Source organism: Erwinia sp. MYb375 (assembly GCF_037479175.1).
In the GTDB taxonomy this organism is placed as follows: domain Bacteria; phylum Pseudomonadota; class Gammaproteobacteria; order Enterobacterales; family Enterobacteriaceae; genus Erwinia; species Erwinia rhapontici.
The window spans coordinates 100881-119771 of sequence record NZ_JBBGZS010000019.1 but is presented as its reverse complement, the minus strand read 5'-3'; the positions used below and the strand labels follow the sequence as shown (position 1 = coordinate 119771).

The window sequence follows — 18891 nt, the reverse complement described above, 5'->3', positions numbered from 1 at the left end:
ATTAATCTGCCAGTAGCGTCAGGGCGGTGGTCATGGCCGCGACCAGCGCGTCCACATCTTCAACGGTATTATAAGGGGCGAAGGAGGCACGTAATGTCCCGCTGACGCCCAGGGCGGCCAGCAACGGCTGGGCGCAGTGCTGCCCGGCGCGCACGGCAATGCCGCTTTCGGCCAGTAGCATCACGACGTCACTGTGATGGATACCCGCAATATCAAACGCCAGCAGGCTGGAGTGGCTGGCGCGATAGCTGCGGAAACCGGGCAGTGCCGACAGACGCTGTTCGGCCTGTGTTGCCAGTTCACAGCTCCAGCGCTCGGCGGCAGCTACATCGATGTGGCTTAACCACTCCAGCGCAGCACTCAGGCCAATGACGCCAGCCACATTAGGGGTACCGGCTTCAAAGCACCACGGGACGGGTTGCGGGGTAAATCCCTCGAAGGTCACGCTGCTTATCATCTTGCCGCCCCCCTGCCAGGGCACCATTTCTGCCAGGCGTTCGGCTTTGCCATACAGCGCACCAATGCCCATCGGGCCGTACAGCTTATGTGCCGAAAAAGCATAAAAATCAATATCCAGTGCCTGTACATCCGGAGGGCAGTGCACCACGCCCTGGGCGCCATCGACCATCACTTTTGCACCACAGCCATGCGCAAGGCTGATGATCCGTTGCAGGTCAGGGCAACCGCCAGTGACGTTAGACATTTGCCCCACGGCCACCAGACGTGTGCGTGCATTCAGCAGTGCCGGGAGCAGATCGGGGTCTGGCAGGCGGTTTTTACCAATCGACCATTTGACGACGCGGGCACCCGTCTGTTCTGCCACCATCAGCCAGGGCACCAGGTTAGCATGGTGTTCCGCTTCGCTGACCACGATCTCATCCCCCGCTTGCAGGCGCGGACGCAGCCAACTTTGTGCCACCAGATTGATTGCTTCAGTGGTGCCTTTGGTCCAGACAATACTGTGGTCGGCGGCATTCAGCAGTTGTGCTACCTGTGTGCGGGCCTGTTCATAACGTTCGGTCAGGCGCTGTGCGGCAGCAAACTGGCTGCGATGGACCGTACCCGCACTCAGGCGATAGAACTGTTCCGTGGCGTCAATAACGGCCTGTGGTTTTAGCGCGGTGGCAGCGCTGTCGAGATAGCAGGTGGCATCGTTGAGTGCGGGGAACTGCTGGCGAAACTGCCGCGGGTTAAATGACGTCATACTGTTTACGCGTTCCTCTGGGATGGTTCGTGCCTTTTTAGGACCAGACTGAAAGAGATGTGGTTTTCTGGCAAAGCTGAAAAAGCGCGTTATGCTGAATTATGACTGTTTATAGTGTTTACCCGCAAATAGAAGCGCTGTCTTAGTAGGATGTTAACCCCTTTTTTATTGTTATTTTGACAGCTCATCGGGTACTTCTTCTCATAATGGAGATATAAAAATGAAAAAGCTCGCCGCTGTGATCGCAGTCTGTACCATGACATTAGCTCTGGCTGGTTGTTCAAGCAATTATGTGATGCATACCAATGACGGCCGGACTATCGTTGCCGAGGGCAAACCTATGGTAGACGATGATACCGGGATGATCAGCTATAAAGATGCCAATGGGTCAAAACAGCAGATTAACCGCTCTGATGTCAAAGAGATGGTTGAGATGGGCCAGTAAAACGCAGGCAAAAAAAAGCACCGCGAGAGGCGGTGCTATTAACAATCAATATGGACAGACAGGGTAAATCTACAGGAATAAAAGGTAGCCAGGCTACCAGACCTGAAAATCGTCAGGTCAAATGCAAACACAACATCACGACACAAGCCAAAAGCCCCTCAAAATTCCGCGCGTTAGCACCAAATTTCAAAACACTTTTCGTTCCGGCTCAGGAAGTGGCGCAACTATAGGTATTTGCTGGCAGTTCCTCAACGGACAATTTATAATGCCTCGGATAAAAAAAACTAATACGTAACTCTGTGTAACACAGCAACGCCCGGCCTTGATGAAAAGTACCCATCTACCATGTCTAAACGTTTACCACCTTTGAATGCGCTGCGGGTTTTTGACGCTGCTGCGCGTCATCTCAGTTTTACCCGAGCGGCAGAAGAGCTGTTTGTGACTCAGGCCGCTGTCAGCCATCAAATCAAGTCACTGGAAGACTTTCTGGGCCTCAAGCTGTTCCGCAGACGTAATCGCTCTCTGCTCCTGACGGAAGAAGGGCAAAGCTATTATCTCGATATTAAAGAAATTTTCACCGCGCTGAATGATGCCACGCGCAAGCTACAGGCCCGCAGTGCAAAAGGCGCACTGACGGTCAGTTTGCTGCCGAGTTTTGCCATTCAATGGCTGGTGCCAAGACTGACCAGCTTTAACTCAGCTTATCCGGGAATCGATGTTCGTATCCAGGCCGTGGACCGCGATGAAGAGAAACTGGCCGATGATGTGGACGTGGCGATTTTCTACGGACGCGGTAACTGGCCGGGATTGCGGGTGGAAAAACTCTATGCGGAATACCTGCTGCCGGTCTGTTCACCGCTGCTGTTAACGGGCGAGCGCCCACTGACATCGCCTGCGGCACTGGCAGGCCATACTTTACTGCATGATGCATCACGCCGTGACTGGCAGGCGTATACCCGCCAACTGGGGCTGAACAGTATTAATGTGCAGCAGGGGCCGATTTTCAGCCACAGTGCCATGGTGCTCCAGGCGGCGATCCATGGACAGGGCGTTGCACTGGCTAATAACGTCATGGCGCAGAGCGAGATTGAAGCGGGCAGGTTGGTGTGCCCGTTTAATGATGTATTAGTCAGTAAAAATGCTTTTTATCTGGTTTGTCATGACAGTCAGGCAGAACTGGGTAAAATAGCCGCCTTCCGTCAGTGGATTCTGGCAAAAGCGGCCAGCGAACAAGAAAAATTTCGCTTTCGCTACGAGCACTGACCGTGATGCCTTCGCCGCCGAGCGGCAGGGGTAATGGATAAAGAGACGGGGAGGGGCCTCCCTGTCCGGATAGAGGATGGTGTCATGTCCAGTCGTGCAATGCTGATTTTCTCCGCCATCAGTGGATTCTTCTACGTGATGCTGGGGGCCTTTGGTGCCCACGTGTTAAGCAAGTCGCTGGGAAGCGCAGAGATGGCCTGGATCAAAACCGGGCTGGAGTATCAGGCGTTTCACACCCTGGCGATACTCGGTATGGCAGCAGCGATGCTGCGCCGTGCAAATATCTGGTTTTACTGGAGCAGCGCATTTTTAGCGCTGGGTACCGTATTGTTCAGCGGCAGTCTTTACTGCCTGGCGCTGTCACACCTGAAGTTATGGGTTTACATCACCCCGATTGGCGGCACTGGCTTCCTGATCGGGTGGGTTCTGATGTTGGTTGGCGCACTGCGTCTGAAAAAAAGGGCAGATCGCCATGAATAAAATTTTACTGTATTGCCGTCAGGGTTTTGAGAAAGAGTGTGCGGCCGAAATCACCGCTAAAGCCGCTGAACGCGAAGTGTATGGTTTCGCCCGCGTGAAAGATGACTCTGCCTACGTGCTGTTTGAGTGCTATCAGCAGGGTGAAGCAGAAAAGTTGCTCAATGAGCTGCCGTTTAGCGAACTGATTTTCTCCCGCCAGATGATCGTGGTGGGTGAACTGCTGCGTGACCTGCCCACCGAGGACCGCATCTCGCCTGTCGCGGGGATGCTGACAGGTGTGGTAGAGAAGGGCGGCGATCTGCGTGTTGAAGTGCCGGACACCAATGCCAGCAAAGAGCTGCTGAAGTTCTGCCGTAAGTTTACCGTTCCGCTGCGTGCCAGCCTGCGTAAAGAAGGCATTCTGCTTAACTACGAAAGCAATAAGCGCCCGGTAGTTCACGTGTTCTTTATCGCTTCCGGCTGCTGTTATGTAGGGTATTCCCTGCCGCAGAATAATTCCGCGCTATTTATGGGCATTCCGCGCCTGAAGTTCCCTTCCGATGCGCCAAGCCGCTCCACGCTCAAGCTGGAAGAGGCTTTCCATGTGTTTATTCCTGCCGATGAGTGGGATGAGCGCCTGGCCAGCGGGATGTGGGCAGTGGACCTGGGGGCTTGTCCTGGCGGCTGGACCTATCAGCTTGTGCAGCGCAGCATGATGGTTAACGCGGTAGATAACGGTCCGATGGCACCGAGCCTGATGGATACCGGGCAGGTGTTCCATCAGCGTGAAGACGGCTTCAAATATCGCCCAACGCGGAGCAATAACTATTGGGTGGTCTGCGACATGGTAGAAAAACCGGTGCGAGTGGCAAATCTGATGGCGGACTGGCTGGTGAATGGCTGGTGTCGTGAGGCGATCTTTAACCTTAAGCTGCCGATGAAAAAACGCTATGAAGAGGTCTCGCAGAACCTGGCGATGATCGACGAAAAGCTGAAAGAAAATGGCATTAATGCACAGATTCAGGCGCGTCAGCTTTATCACGATCGCGAAGAAGTGACGGTACATATCCGCCGGATCTGGAGCGCTGCGCCGGGCCGCCGTGACGAAAAATAATCCAGAATGTAGGGGCGAGGCATGCCTCGCCCGTTGTTAAACGAGCCCGACCCTATGGCAAACGCAGATCCTTCAGATTCCCTTCCAGCACTAAATCCGTTTTAAGCGTTGCCACCTGCTGACAGATTTCCGCCATCTGCTGATGTTCGGCCAGTTTTTTGCGCCATTTTTCCGGTACGTGATCCAACTGCTGATAAATCTGCGCCAGACTGCCGAACTGTTGCAGTAGCTGGCTGGCACTTTTGGCCCCAATGCCCGCAACGCCGGGGATTTTGCTGCTGCTGATCCCCGCCAGTCCCCAGTAATCGGTCAGCTGTGCCGGAGCCACACCAAATTCTGCGGCAATAAAAGGCACATCCAGCCAGCGTTTTTGGAAGTAATCACGGATTTGGATAGTGGGTGCCAGCAACTGACAGTAGCCTTTGTCGGTCGACACAATCGTCGCCTGATGGCCTGCGGAGGCGACCTTGCTGGCCAGCGTCGCGGCCAGATCGTCAGCTTCATCGCCTTTTGAGTGCCAGCTGGCTACGCCAATACTGGCAAAGGCAGCCCGGAGCAACGGCATTTCGTCACGCAGGGCATCCGGCATCGGTGAACGTCCCGCTTTGTAATCAGGCAGGATCTGATGGCGCCAGCTGTCGCTGCGATCATCATCATCAAAAACGGCCACGGCGTGCGTTGGGCGTGTGTGGAGCAACAATTGTTGCAGGGCATTCAGGCAGGTTTCCTGGCAAGGGGAACCCTGAACCGCATGAATGCGCCGAATCAGATTCAGCGCATCGATAATTAACAGATGTATCATCAGATAACCCTGAGCGGCCCGCAGGCCGCTCTTTACTTAATGATTTCGTAACAGGGGATATACGCGCTGCCCGGCAGCTTCATACGGTGCTGCGCGACAAATCCTTGCAGCAGATCATCCATGCGACGCATGATTTCCGGGTCACCGTGCAGTTTGTACGGCCCTTTCTCTTTGATGGCCTTGATGCCCACATCTTTCACGTTACCGGCCACGATGCCGGAGAACGCCCGGCGCAGTGCAGCTGCCAGCTGTTCGGCAGGCTGTTCGGGAGACAGATTGAGGTTTGCCATATTTTCATGGCTTGGCATAAACGGCATTTGCAGGTCGGGCGCAATGCGTAGTGCCCAGTTGAAGCTGTAAGCATCACCGGTTTCGCGGCGATACTCTTTCACTTTCGGCATCGCTTTTTTCATCAGACGAGCCACTTCGGCCGCATCATCAATAATGATGGTGTAGTGCTTGCGCGCGTCATCCCCCAGGGTACTGACAATAAACTCATCCAGCACGCGGAAGTAGTCGGCACTCTCTTTTGGTCCGGTGAGGATCAGCGGCAGAACCTGGTCATGGTTGTGTGGGTTCATCAGGATACCCAGCAGATAGAGCAGCTCCTCAGCTGTTCCGACCCCGCCGGGGAAGATGATAATGCCGTGGGCGATACGCACAAACGCTTCCAGGCGTTTTTCGATATCGGGCATGATGATCAGTTCGTTCACCAGCGGGTTAGGCGGTTCGGCAGCAATGATCGAGGGTTCGGTCAGACCGATGAAACGGCTATCTCTGTAGCGCTGCTGGGCGTGGCCCACTGCCGCCCCTTTCATCGGTGCTTCCATTACACCCGGCCCGCAGCCGGTGCAAATATTCAGTTCACGTAAGCCAAGCTGGGAGCCAACGTTGCGGCAGTATTGGTATTCAACGGCGTTGATTGAGTGACCCCCCCAGCACACCACGGTATTGGGCTCTTCCCCCACGTGCAGCGCACGCGCGTTACGCAGGATAGAGAAGACCAGGTTGGTGATATGAACGGGATCTTCCGCTTTCAACTGCTGGAAGCGCCCGGCGTTATCGATCTGGCCGTTGAGGAACAAGATGTCGCGCAGAACGGCAAACAGGTTAGCCTGAAGCGCACGAATAATTCGCCCGTCAACAAATGCCTCTTCTGGCGGGTTGATCAGTTCCAGTTTGACGCCGCGCTCACGGCGCAGCACGTTAATATCAAAGCTTTCGAAGCGGGAAAGCAGTTCGTGGCTACTGTCGGTTTGACTGCCTGAATTCAGCACGGCAAGTGAGCAGTTACGGAATAACTGGTAGAGGTCGCTGCTGGCCGTGCGCTTCAGCATATCGACTTCGAGCTGTGAAAGCAGGTCCATTGAGCCGAGAGGGCTGACATGTGTAATCAAGTGAACTCCTTTACACCCGCAGGGGTGCAGTAACTCCGTGATGTGACGATCACAAAAGCAAAATGTCCCTGGGCCGCTGTCGCTGCCCATTGTCAGAGTAGCCTTTTCCATTGATATTTAACAATAGCTTAACGTTGCGATCGGCGATTTACTGACGGACCAGTCTTGAACGGCTGGCGACAAACTTATCGTTGGTACGCCAGGGATTGATATCCAGACCACCACGCCGCGTATAGCGGGCATAAACGGTCAGACTCTCCGGCTGGCAGTAACGAAGAATATCGTTAAAGATGCGTTCGACGCACTGTTCGTGGAACTCATTATGATGGCGGAATGAGACCAGATAACGGAGCAGTGCCTCGCGCTGAATACGCGGGCCACGATAACTGATCTGCACTGACCCCCAGTCCGGCTGGTTAGTGATCAGACAGTTAGATTTGAGCAGGTGACTGACCAGTTGCTCCTCAACGCGTTCGTTGCTGGTGGCATCGCGCAGATAGTCGGCATTGAACTGATAGTGATCAATCACAATGTCCTGCTCATCAATGCATTCGCCGTTGAAACGGCCGATAGGCTGGCCTTCAATCTCTTGCAGGCGGAATAGCGCAACGCTAACTTTACCCGCAGCGCAGGCACTGAGATCGCGTTCCAGCGTCTGACGGACGTCACCCCAGTTGGCAAATTGCGTTTGATTAAAACTGTTCAGATACAGTTTAAAACTTTTGGATTCAATAAGATTGACGCTGCCGGCATCCAGAGTGACTTCACCCAGCGCCACCTGCGGCAGTCCTTTACTGTTCAGCCAGGACAGTTCGTACAGCGTCCAGATATCCGCACCGTTGAACGGAAGATTATCGGGATACAGGCCCAGCGGTTCGCGGTTCAGGCTACGCGGGACAGCCTGTAACAGCTCAGGTTGGTAGCTGTCGTGATATTCTGTGGGTTTCCCCAGAGTCAGGCCTTCCAGTGCCTGGTGATGGTCGTATGAAGACATGGTGTTACCTTGTGTTACTTTAGGGTGCCCGCCGTGGCAGGCAGCTTGAAGAGTGTCGTGTACCGATGTGCACACCAGGTTGTCAGTGTAACCCAGCCAGCAAAGAGTGAAAAAATAATGATCGAAGAAACCTCCCAGGCCTTACGCGATTTTAGCCAGCGCTATTGCGATCTGTGGCAGCAGCAGCATGGCCATGCTCCGGCGAGCGCCGATCTGTACGGCATTCCCTCGCCTTGTGTCATCGCCACCCATAATGACGAAGTCTGGTGGCAGCCACAGCCGTTTACGCTGGCAAAAAACCTGGATGCTGTTGAACGTGCACTGGATATCAGCTTGCAGCCCTCGATCACCGGATTCTATACCGCACAATTTGCCGGTGACATGATGGGAACTTATGCCGGACACCGGGTGTCTTTGGTACAGGTGTGGAGTGAAGACGATTTTGTGCGCGTGCAGGAAAATCTGATTGGGCACCTGGTGATGAAGCGTCGTCTTAAACACTCTCCTACTCTGTTTATTGCCACTACGGAGTCTGAACTGGAGGTGGTGTCGGTTTGTAATCTCAATGGTGAAGTGATTATTGAGCAATTAGGAACCCAAAAGCGGCAAATTATCTCTCCTTCAATTGAGAGTTTTCTTATTTCTTTACAACCCCTTAGCGAACGTTGATGAGAGTTTGTCCGTTCATTCTGTGCGAGATGTCTCACGTGCTCTGTGAGAGATCGCATCCCCTTGATGCAGACATATCAATCGTCCTAATTGTAAAAATATTGTAGATCATCACGTTAGGGTATTGCTTGTGATAACCCGCCTGTGAGATGCGTAAAAAACTGGCACGGGTGTCTTGTTTGCTTATGCTGAACAGGCAAAATAGCACCCATAGCAAAGGACAGTCAGGGTTGAACGAACATCAGGACGATGTGCTCATGGAATGAGTTGGACCCGTCAGGATGACGTATCAGGGAAAGGCTTCCGGATGAAGCGTGGAAACCTCAGGGAGAGGTAAAGGACACCTCCAGGACGGAGAATGTGGACCGAACAAGGTAGTCGGTGATCATGGACGTCAAAGGATTCGCATCAGGAAGGTGCACGCTATGGAGAGTGTCAGGAATAGTTTTCAAGGATGAGCAGGGAGCATAAATGTAGCTGGAACGCTGCAAACGGACCAGGGGCACTGTATATACAGTGCCCCTTTTTTCGTTGAAATTTTTACCCGGCACGGTGCGGATGCTATGCTTTCCGCCCTTTATCCCCAACGCTTAATCAGGAGGTTGCTCATGAGCCGTGAACAACAGGTTCAGGAACGGTTGCTGGCCATTGAAACGCAGCTTAAACAGGCGGGTTTATGGCAGGCTATTGCCCCAAATAGTGAGGCGTTTGCCAGCACAGAACCTTTCTGCGTCGATACCATGACGCCATTACAATGGCTGCAATGGATATTCCTGCCGCGCATGCAGGCGCTGCTGGATGCCGGTGCGCCGCTGCCGACAACGTTGGCGATAGCGCCTTACTATGAAGTGTGGCTGGAAGGTGAGATCCCGGAGCGTGCGCAACTGTTGCACCGTTTAAATGCCTTTGACCAGTTATTTGAGTCAGAAAACTGATGCTGGAGATTATCTATCAGGATCAGTGGCTGGTGGCGGTGAATAAGCCGTCCGGCTGGCTGGTTCACCGCAGTTGGCTGGATCGCCATGAAACCCGTTTTGTGATGCAAACAGTACGGGACCAGATTGGCCGGCACGTGTTTACCGTGCATCGGTTGGATCGGCCAACGTCCGGCGTACTGCTGATGGCGCTGTCGAGTGACGTGGCGCGTTTATTGTCAGAACAGTTCGAACAGCATCAGTTGCAGAAAACCTATCATGCCGTTGTACGCGGCTGGCTGGAAGGTGATGAGGTACTGGACTATGCGCTGACCGAAGAACTGGACAAAATTGCGGATAAGTTTAGCCAGCCTGAAAAAGCGCCGCAGTCGGCCGTCACCCACTGGCGTGGGCTGGCAACCGCCGAACTGCCCGTGCCCGTCGGCCCTTATCAAACCTCGCGCTATTCACTGGTAGAGATGAAACCGGAATCCGGGCGTAAGCATCAGTTACGTCGTCATATGACCCATCTGCGCCACCCGATTATCGGTGACAGCGCTCATGGCGATTTGAAGCAGAATCGCAGTGCCGCGGCAAACTTCGGCATGAACCGACTTATGCTGCACGCCAGCGAACTGTGCCTGGCGCACCCGGTAACCCAGGCGCCATTGGTGCTGCGTGCCGGGCTGGATGACGTCTGGCAAACGGCGATGACGCAGTTCGACTGGCAGCACTGTCTCCCTGATATTCCACGGGTTGAGTTCGCGACGGAAAGCCCGCAGGATAGTGAACAACGATAAGCATTCCAAAATGGAGAAGAGCATGGCTGAGGTAGGCATTTTTGTTGGCACCGTTTACGGTAATGCCCTGTTGGTGGCCGAAGAGGCTGAACCACTGCTGGTTGCGGCGGGCCATCAGGTGAAGATTTTTGAAGATCCCACGTTGGAAGACTGGCAGCACTATGCGCAGAAAGCCGTGCTGGTGATCACGTCAACCACTGGACAAGGCGATCTGCCGGACAGCATTGCTTCCCTTTACGCTGGCATCAAAGATAAGTTGGGTTACCAGCCTGAGCTGCGTTACGGCATTATCGCGCTGGGCGATAGCAGCTATGATGAGTTCTGCGGCGGCGGCAAAAAATTTGCTGACCTGTTACAGGATCAAAGTGCTATCCGCGTGGGTGAGATGCTGCTGGTGGATGCCACGGAAAATCCGGAGCCGGAAGAGGTCACCTCTCCGTGGGTTGAGCAGTGGGCTAAGCTCATCGCCTAATTGACGAGCGGGTCTGCAGCGCAGGCCCGCTTCGCGACGGATTCCTAACCTACAGTTTCAGCCGTTCCTTTGCCAGTCGTGCCACGTTCTGCATCTCATCTAACAGCTCAAACAATTCAGGCTCTACCTGAGTGATATCCTCACTCTGACGCAGGCTTTGTTCCAGTGCCAGGCAGAGTTGCTTCATGCGTGGTACTCCGCTGTAGCTGGCGCTACCATGCAGTTTATGGATGATATCGCGCAGTGAAGTTGTATTATTCTCCGTCATATATTGCTCTATCAGCATCTGAACTTCCGGTAAGAAATCCACCAGCATCTGCAACAAATCGCGTGCCAGATCGGGTTTATTCGCCGCCTGACGTAACGCGAGTGCCCAGTCAAGGGACGCCGGTACTTCAATGACCGGCAGCGGCATACGTTGCCCGCCCGGTGAATAGCGTGCCAGCAGTCGACTCAGTTTCTGCTCATCGATAGGTTTGGCGAGGTAATCGTTCATCCCGGCTTTGATCAGCTGTTCCCTTTCGCCATCCAGTGCATGCGCCGTGACCGCCACTATCGGTGTATTGGCATGCTGTGGCAGGGTACGAATGGCTTCACTGGCACGAATGCCGTCGATCTCTGGCATCTGAATATCCATTAAAATAATATCCAGATGCTGATGACGCGCCTGATTAATCGCCGCTTCACCACTGTCACACAGCACAATATGTGCGACCTGTTCTTCCAGCAATGCACCAATCAGCTTCAGGTTGGCCGGGTTATCATCCACCGCCATCACGCGCAGCGGCAGACGATGCCGTTCGGCAAGCGGCAGGGCCTCGCGATGGTGATGGTCAACCAGAACGGGGATCAGACGTGTCATGGATATCGGTTTAATCAGACAGGCCGTCACACCGCGTGCTTTGAGCTCTTCCGCATAAACCTGCATCTGGAATGGCAGAGCCATAATGACGCTGTTAGCACGTTGCAGGATGGGTGTCAGCTGTTCTCCGGTGATCTCAAGATTTTGCGGGTCAGCGACCGGAACGCCCATCAGCAGCACATCATAGTGTGCTTCCGGAAGTTCACTCAGTGACGGGCTGTAACTGATCTTCATTGGCGTTGCGGCCAGCATCTCCATCAGCGCTTTCGCAGCCGTGGCGTTAGGTTCGACATAAGCCATGCGCTGGCCTTCGATACAATCCATCACCCGCGGATCACTGGCGGCGTTTGGATTCAGGGCCAGGTTAACGTGGAACCAGAAGGTGGAGCCGTGATTGAGGCGGCTGTGGAATGAGATTTCGCCGCCCATTTCATTAACCAGTTTCTGAGTGATCACCAGACCCAGTCCGGTGCCGCCGTGACGGCGCGAAATACTGGCATCCGCCTGACGGAACGCCTGGAACAGCTGCGATTGCTGCTTCTCGGAAATCCCGATGCCGCTGTCATGAATCTGAACTTCCAGCTCCATGCGGTTATTACTCAGGGCGCGCTTTTCTACGCGAATATCGATATTGCCGCGTTCGGTGAACTTGATCGCGTTGCCCAGCAGGTTGACAATAATTTGCTGCATGCGCAGCGGATCGCCAATGGCGTTATCCGGCACGTCACTCTGGATATTAAGCGTCAGCTCCAGTCCTTTTTCGTGTGCGGACTGCGCCAGCAGAACCACCACTTCATCCAGCGTGGCACGCAGTGGGAAGGGGATGGTCTCCAGTATTAATTTACCGGCTTCCAGTTTTGAGAAGTCGAGCACATCGTTAATGATGCTTAACAGATTATTTGCCGATCGTTCAATGGTATGAAGATAATCGCGCTGGGTGGAATTCAATGTGGTTTTGAGCGTCTGGCGGGTAAAGCCAATCACGCCGTTCAACGGCGTGCGCAGCTCATGTGACATATTGGCGAGGAACTCTGATTTGATGCGCGCAGCTTCCTGGGCGCGTTTTTTCGCCAGATCCAACTCGACGTTTTGGATCTCCATCTGTTCCAGCGTTTCACGTAAGTCAGAGGTGGCCTGGTCGATATTCTGCTGCATCTCTTCGTGATAGGCGGTAAGCGACATGGCCATTGAGTTGATGCCGTTTTTCAGCACATCGAGTTCACCCAGCATATGCCCTTCTACGCGGCTGTCGAGCTGGCCCCGGCGGATGCGGTCAACGGTACTCACCATATTGCGGATCGGCCCGGTCACATCGCGCATCAGGCGGTAGGCAAACAGCATGGCAATACACAGGCACAGCAATAGCAGGAGGGTAGAGATAAACACCTCTTTATACTGCTGTAGCCTGACGGATTGCAGATCCAGTTCAATGGCGACGTAACCGAGGGGATTACCATTAGGTTTGGCATCCTGGCCCGGTGATTCGTCCGGATAATAGCTTTCGGAGAGGATGGGCGTACGCAGGATCACGGAGTTGCCGTGGCGCTGTTTCATATAGCGAGTGGTTAACGGCGTGTTGTCCGGCAGGCGCAGCAGGTCGGGTGTCTGATGATAGTTTGACGTGACAAACAACTGATTGTGATCGTCGAAAACCGAAATAGCTCGCACAATATCTGAATGGCGGCGATGCAGCAGGCTGACCAGTTGGCGCACGGACTCTTTGCTGTGAAAGGTCATGCCATATTCACTTGAGACCGCCAGCGGTTCGATAATATTGACCCCGGCATCGGTGAGCTGGCTCTGTAATTCGTTATATCGGTTCACGACGAAAAACGTGGAGAGCAGCAGCCCAATCATCAGCGTGGGGGCCAGAATCAAAATCATCATTCGAGCCCGCAGGCTGTATTTGGTCATAATATTCCCTGTGCGCGGTGTTTCGCTCTGTGCCGTCCAACTGGCGTCGTGTTCAGAGGCAGGCAATACCCGATTTTCCTGCCGATAATGATGACGTGTGAATCACAAAGAAACAATGATGAAATTCTACCCTGAAAAATAGTGTGTTGCCCCATCGTGAAGCGTCAGCATAATGCGTTATTTCAGATTGAAGTTAGCGTTCAGCGCCACGCTTTGTGGCAGAAAATTGGCATGAACGTCGCGAATAGTGTCTGGTAAAGGCCTGTATCCGTTTTTCCTGTTCAGGAACGCGGAATGATAATTTTTTTAAAAAACTGGAACAGTTTTCGCATGAGCCTAAGCTATAACGGCGACTGCATCGCCACAGGCCGCTGAAAAGTTCTGTTGGAATGGGCGGTTTTATCCAGACAACAGGAAAAATGGCTGAAAATGTCGCAGGTGTGGAAGGCGTTGCAGCATTAGTGGTGAAGGCTGCGTATAATGTGGCATTAAATAATCTGAAAACAACGGCGTCACTATGTAGTGCGAAGATCCATGGTGCTGTTTAGCTGAAAATAGGGCCTGAACAGAGGCTATTCCAGGAGAGGATATGGTTGCGGTAAGAAGTGCACATCTGAATACAGCTGGCGAGTTTGCGCTCGACCAATGGATCACCAGTCTGGGGATCTCCAACCAGCAGTCATGTGAACGACTGGCCGATACCTGGCGCTATTGTGAAACAGCGACCAAAAATCATCCTGATGCCGCCCTGTTACTGTGGCGTGGCGTCGAGATGGTGGAAATCCTCTCGATGCTCAGCATGGACAACGAAACGCTGCGTGCCGCTTTGCTGTTCCCACTGGCCGATGCCAACGTGGTGAGCGAGCAGGTTCTTGAAGAGCAGCACGGTAAAGCCATCGTCTCGCTGGTGCATGGTGTGCGCGATATGGATGCCATCCGTCAGTTAAAAGCCACCCACAATGATTCGATGGCTTCAGAGCAGGTCGATAATGTGCGCCGCATGCTGCTGGCGATGGTGGAAGATTTCCGCTGTGTGGTAATCAAGCTGGCGGAGCGTATTGCCCACCTGCGTGAAGTGAAAGATGCACCGGAAGATGAACGCGTCCTGGCGGCCAAAGAGTGCACCAATATTTATGCTCCGCTGGCAAACCGCCTGGGTATCGGCCAGCTGAAATGGGAGCTGGAGGACTTCTGCTTCCGTTATCTGCATCCTGACGAATACAAACGTATTGCCAAACTGCTGCATGAGCGTCGTATCGATCGGGAAGACTACATTGATACCTTCGTGCAGTCGCTGCGCACGGAGATTGTGAAAGAGGGTGTGAAGGCCGAAGTGTATGGTCGCCCAAAACATATCTACAGCATCTGGCGCAAGATGCAGAAAAAGTCGCTATCGTTTGATGAGTTGTTCGATGTTCGCGCGGTGCGCATCGTGGCTGAGCGTTTGCAGGACTGTTATGGCGCGCTGGGTATCGTCCATACTCTGTACCGCCATATACCGAGCGAATTTGACGACTACGTTGCCAACCCTAAGCCGAACGGCTACCAGTCCATTCATACCGTGGTTCTTGGGCCAAAGGGCAAAACCGTTGAGATCCAGATTCGTACCCGCCAGATGCATGAAGATGCCGAGCTGGGCGTTGCTGCGCACTGGAAATATAAAGAAGGTGCAGCCAGTGGCAGCGCTCGCGGGGCTTCCGGCCACGAAGAGCGCATTGCCTGGCTGCGTAAGCTGATTACCTGGCAGGAAGAGATGGCGGACAGCGGCGAGTTGCTCGACGAAGTACGCAGCCAGGTATTCGACGACCGGGTTTATGTCTTTACGCCGAAAGGGGATGTGGTCGATCTGCCGGCCGGGTCCACACCGCTGGACTTTGCTTATCATATCCACAGTGATATCGGCCACCGTTGCATCGGCGCGAAAATCAGCGGGCGCATTGTGCCGTTCACCTATCAGCTGCAGATGGGTGACCAGATTGACATCATCACTCAGAAGCAGCCGAACCCAAGCCGCGACTGGCTGAACCCGAACCTGGGCTATGTCACCACCAGCCGGGGGCGCTCGAAGATCCATGCCTGGTTCCGTAAGCAGGATCGTGACAAGAATATTATTGCCGGGCGTCAAATCCTCGACAACGAACTGGACCAGCTTGATATCAATCTGAAAGATGCCGAGAAGCTGCTGCTGCCGCGCTACAACTTCAACACGCTGGATGAGCTGCTGGCGGCGATCGGCGGCGGCGATATACGTCTTAACCAGATGAGCAACTTCCTCCAGTCGAAGCTGAACAAGCCAAGCGCTGAGGAAGAAGATCGTGAAGCGCTGCAAAAACTGACGCAGAAAACCTCTAACAGCGTACCACGTAGCAAAGAGAGCGGCCGCGTGGTAGTGGAAGGGGTCGGTAATCTGATGCACCACATTGCGCGCTGCTGCCAGCCGATCCCGGGTGACGATATCACCGGGTTTATTACCCAGGGACGCGGTATTTCGATTCACCGTGCCGACTGTGACCAGTTGGCGGATCTGATGTCTCATGCACCGGAACGTATTGTCGATGCGGTCTGGGGGGAGACTTATTCCAGCGGTTATTCCTTGGTGGTGCGTGTTACCGCGAACGATCGCAGCGGCCTGTTGCGCGATATCACGACCATCCTGGCCAATGAAAAAGTGAACGTGCTGGGCGTCTCCAGCCACAGCGACACCAAAAAGCAGCTGGCGACGATCGATATGGATATTGAGATCTATAACCAACAGGTATTGAGCCGGGTGATTGCACGGCTTAACCAGGTCCCGGATATCATCGACGCTAAGAGATTGCATTAACCGGGCCGGGCATACCCGCCCCTGGTGCCCGGTTCGATCGTAGGGGCGACGCATGCGGCGCCCTCCCAATTCAACATGGAATACACTATGACTTCTCTCGATCGCCTGCTGGGCATCATGAAAACCCTGCGCGATCCGGAACACGGCTGCCCGTGGGACCGCCAGCAGACCTTTGCCTCCATCGCCCCTTATACCCTCGAAGAAACCTATGAAGTGATTGACGCGATTAACCGCGCCGATTTTGACGATCTGCGCGGTGAGCTGGGTGATCTCCTGTTCCAGGTGGTGTTCTACGCTCAGATGGCGCAGGAAGAGGGGCGCTTTAACTTCGACGATATCTGCAATGCGATCAGCGATAAACTGGAGCGCCGCCATCCGCATATCTTTGCCGGTGCACAGGTCAGCGACAGTGCTGAGGTGTTGGCCAACTGGGAAAAAATTAAAAGCGATGAGCGTGCCGGAAAAGCACAGCATTCGGCGCTGGATGATATCCCGCAGGCCTTGCCTGCTCTGATGCGTGCTCACAAAATCCAGAAGCGTTGCAGTCACGTGGGCTTCGACTGGACCACGATTGGGCCAGTGCTCGATAAAGTGCATGAAGAGATAGATGAAGTGATGCATGAAGCGCAACAGGCGGTCATCGATCAGGACAAGCTGGAAGAAGAGATTGGCGATCTGCTGTTTGCCACGGTTAACCTGTCACGGCACCTCGGCAGTAAAGCCGAAACCGCCCTACAGAAAGCCAATACCAAGTTTGAACGTCGTTTTCGCCAGGTTGAGCAAATTATTGCCGCAGGGGGGATGGAAATGCAGCAGGCGACCCTCGAACAGATGGAGGCCGCATGGCAGGTTGTGAAATCTCAGGAATAATTGGCTGACACGATTCAACAAAAATGTGACGCGCGTCAACCTCCTGATGTGCGTATTCAGGTAATCTCATGGCGGTAAATGCGGTGGTAAGCACACAACCGGAAACGAGCAATTGTCGCAACGGGGTGTTTCGGGTATACTATTTTCCCGTCTTGGTTATTCATTCCATCGTCTTTAAACCTACATTCTCAGGTTCAGCATGACAACGAACTATATATTTGTGACCGGCGGGGTCGTTTCCTCTCTGGGTAAAGGCATTGCCGCAGCTTCCCTGGCCGCTATCCTTGAAGCGCGTGGTCTTAACGTGACCATCATGAAGCTGGACCCGTACATCAACGTGGACCCAGGCACCATGAGTCCAACCCAGCACGGTGAAGTTTATGTCACCGATGATGGCGCGGAAACCGATCTGGATCTCGGTCACTACGAGCGTTTCATCCGTACTAAGATGAGCCGCCGTAACAACTTCACCACAGGCCGTATCTATTCTGAAGTCCTGCGCAAAGAGCGTCGTGGCGACTATCTGGGTGCGACCATTCAGGTGATCCCGCACATTACCAATGCCATCAAAGAACGCATCATTGAAGGTGGCGAAGGCCATGATGTTGTGCTGGTGGAAATTGGTGGCACCGTGGGTGACATCGAATCACTGCCATTCCTGGAAGCCATTCGTCAGATGGCGGTGGATGTGGGTCGTGAGCACACCATGTATATGCATCTGACGCTGGTGCCGTATATGGCCGCGGCGGGCGAAGTTAAAACGAAGCCAACCCAGCATTCAGTGAAAGAGCTGCTGTCTATCGGTATTCAGCCCGATGTGCTGATCTGCCGTTCTGACCGCGCGGTTCCAGCCAATGAACGCGCTAAGATTGCGCTATTCTGTAACGTGCCGGAAAAAGCCGTTATCTCACTGAAAGATGTCGACTCCATCTACAAAATTCCTGGCATGCTGAAATCGCAGGGTCTGGATGATTTTATCTGCAAACGCTTCAACCTGAATGCTCCGGAAGCCAATCTTGGCGAGTGGGAGCAGGTGATTTATCAGGAAGCGAATCCAGGTGGCGAAGTGACCATCGGGATGGTCGGCAAATATGTCGAACTGCCGGATGCGTACAAATCAGTGATCGAAGCCCTGAAGCACGGTGGTCTGAAAAACCGTGTAACGGTGAATATCAAGCTGATCGACTCTCAAGATGTTGAAACCCGTGGTGTTGAAGTGCTGAAGGATCTGGATGCTATCCTTATCCCTGGCGGTTTCGGCTATCGTGGTGTGGAAGGCAAATTGATGACGGCGCAATACGCCCGCGAAAACAATATTCCTTACCTCGGCATTTGCCTCGGTATGCAGGTCGCATTGATGGAGTTTGCCCGTAACGTGGCACATATGGAGGGTGCGAACTCAACGGAGTTCGTTCCTGACTGTAAGTACCCGGTTGTGGCGCTGATTACCGAATGGCGTGATGAAGAAGGCAACGTTGAGCAGCGTACTGAGCAGAGCGATTTGGGCGGCACCATGCGCCTGGGTAGCCAGCAGTGCCAGCTGACGGATAACAGTCTGGTGCGTAACCTTTATGGATCTGACACCATTGTTGAGCGCCACCGTCATCGTTATGAAGTCAACAATATGCTATTGAAGCAAATTGAAGCGGCCGGTTTACGTGTGGCAGGTCGCTCTGGGGATGACCAACTGGTTGAGATCATTGAGATCCCTGACCACCCATGGTTTGTTGCGTGTCAGTTCCATCCGGAATTCACCTCAACACCTCGGGACGGGCACCCGCTGTTCAGTGGCTTTGTGAAAGCTGCCAGCGAGTACCAGAAGCGTTTGGCAAAATAAGTGTTTTCATAACGGCTTGAAATCTTAGGGTTTCAAGCCGTGTGTCTAAGT

Annotated in this window: 16 protein-coding genes; 11 read left to right on the top strand and 5 right to left on the bottom strand. The window is 53.7% G+C overall.

Going from position 1 to position 18891, the window contains the following annotated elements; translation table 11 throughout:
* Position 1 precedes the first annotated feature (1 nt).
* Positions 2 to 1204, bottom strand: a complete 1203-nt coding sequence (csdA, locus tag WH279_RS11330; protein WP_200643188.1) for a cysteine desulfurase CsdA — start codon at positions 1202 to 1204, stop codon at positions 2 to 4.
* 220 nt (positions 1205 to 1424) lie between these two features.
* Here csdA and WH279_RS11325 point away from each other — a divergent pair, with 220 nt between their 5' ends.
* From WH279_RS11325 to rlmM, 4 genes are all read left to right on the top strand, one after another.
* Positions 1425 to 1649, top strand: a complete 225-nt coding sequence (locus WH279_RS11325; RefSeq protein ID WP_200643189.1) for a YgdI/YgdR family lipoprotein — start codon at positions 1425 to 1427, stop codon at positions 1647 to 1649.
* 345 nt (positions 1650 to 1994) lie between these two features.
* Entirely contained in the window at positions 1995 to 2912 is a 918-nt protein-coding gene (gcvA, locus tag WH279_RS11320; protein WP_133846063.1) for a glycine cleavage system transcriptional regulator GcvA, read from the top strand.
* Positions 2913 to 2996: 84 nt separating this feature from the next.
* Positions 2997 to 3392: a DUF423 domain-containing protein gene (locus WH279_RS11315; protein WP_133846062.1), complete on the top strand. Its 396-nt coding sequence runs from the start codon at positions 2997 to 2999 to the stop codon at positions 3390 to 3392.
* Positions 3385 to 4485 (top strand): 23S rRNA (cytidine(2498)-2'-O)-methyltransferase RlmM, encoded by a 1101-nt coding sequence (rlmM, locus tag WH279_RS11310; RefSeq protein WP_133846061.1) that lies wholly within the window; start codon positions 3385 to 3387, stop codon positions 4483 to 4485. The genes WH279_RS11315 and rlmM overlap by 8 nt, the downstream gene beginning before the upstream one ends.
* Positions 4486 to 4537: 52 nt before the next feature.
* On the opposite strand, the gene xni is transcribed toward rlmM, so the two are convergent.
* The 3 genes from xni to queF form a co-directional block, all read right to left on the bottom strand.
* Positions 4538 to 5287: a flap endonuclease Xni gene (gene xni / locus WH279_RS11305; protein WP_339456637.1), complete on the bottom strand. Its 750-nt coding sequence runs from the start codon at positions 5285 to 5287 to the stop codon at positions 4538 to 4540.
* A 32-nt stretch (positions 5288 to 5319) separates the two neighbouring features.
* The gene (ppnN, locus tag WH279_RS11300) at positions 5320 to 6684 is read right to left on the bottom strand and encodes a nucleotide 5'-monophosphate nucleosidase PpnN (RefSeq protein WP_171149562.1); all 1365 of its coding nucleotides are present in this window, start codon (positions 6682 to 6684) and stop codon (positions 5320 to 5322) included.
* 148 nt (positions 6685 to 6832) lie between these two features.
* Entirely contained in the window at positions 6833 to 7678 is an 846-nt protein-coding gene (gene queF, locus WH279_RS11295) for an NADPH-dependent 7-cyano-7-deazaguanine reductase QueF (protein ID WP_200643191.1), read from the bottom strand.
* A gap of 117 nt (positions 7679 to 7795) precedes the next feature.
* On the opposite strand from queF, the gene syd reads away from it, so the two are divergent.
* The 4 genes from syd (at position 7796) to WH279_RS11275 (ending at position 10533) form a co-directional block, all read left to right on the top strand.
* On the top strand, positions 7796 to 8347 hold the full coding sequence (gene syd, locus WH279_RS11290) for a SecY-interacting protein (RefSeq protein ID WP_339456631.1): 552 nt from the start codon (positions 7796 to 7798) through the stop codon (positions 8345 to 8347).
* 608 nt (positions 8348 to 8955) lie between these two features.
* The gene (locus WH279_RS11285; RefSeq protein ID WP_200643193.1) at positions 8956 to 9282 is read left to right on the top strand and encodes a YqcC family protein; all 327 of its coding nucleotides are present in this window, start codon (positions 8956 to 8958) and stop codon (positions 9280 to 9282) included.
* A complete protein-coding gene (gene truC, locus WH279_RS11280) occupies positions 9282 to 10061 on the top strand; it encodes a tRNA pseudouridine(65) synthase TruC (protein WP_339456628.1) in 780 nt (259 codons plus the stop codon). The genes WH279_RS11285 and truC overlap by 1 nt, the downstream gene beginning before the upstream one ends.
* 22 nt (positions 10062 to 10083) lie before the next feature.
* The gene (locus WH279_RS11275) at positions 10084 to 10533 is read left to right on the top strand and encodes a flavodoxin (protein WP_133846054.1); all 450 of its coding nucleotides are present in this window, start codon (positions 10084 to 10086) and stop codon (positions 10531 to 10533) included.
* A gap of 49 nt (positions 10534 to 10582) precedes the next feature.
* On the opposite strand, the gene barA is transcribed toward WH279_RS11275, so the two are convergent.
* A complete protein-coding gene (gene barA, locus WH279_RS11270; protein ID WP_339456626.1) occupies positions 10583 to 13309 on the bottom strand; it encodes a two-component sensor histidine kinase BarA in 2727 nt (908 codons plus the stop codon).
* A 589-nt stretch (positions 13310 to 13898) separates the two neighbouring features.
* On the opposite strand from barA, the gene relA reads away from it, so the two are divergent.
* The 3 genes from relA (at position 13899) to pyrG (ending at position 18840) form a co-directional block, all read left to right on the top strand.
* Complete coding sequence (gene relA / locus WH279_RS11265) at positions 13899 to 16133, top strand: GTP diphosphokinase (RefSeq protein WP_339456624.1); 2235 nt, start codon at positions 13899 to 13901, stop codon at positions 16131 to 16133.
* An 87-nt stretch (positions 16134 to 16220) separates the two neighbouring features.
* Positions 16221 to 17003 carry a nucleoside triphosphate pyrophosphohydrolase gene (mazG, locus tag WH279_RS11260; RefSeq protein WP_339456622.1) on the top strand — a complete coding sequence of 261 codons (783 nt, stop codon included), beginning with the start codon at positions 16221 to 16223 and terminating at the stop codon, positions 17001 to 17003.
* A gap of 199 nt (positions 17004 to 17202) precedes the next feature.
* Positions 17203 to 18840, top strand: a complete 1638-nt coding sequence (gene pyrG / locus WH279_RS11255; RefSeq protein ID WP_133846050.1) for a glutamine hydrolyzing CTP synthase — start codon at positions 17203 to 17205, stop codon at positions 18838 to 18840.
* Positions 18841 to 18891 lie beyond the last annotated feature (51 nt).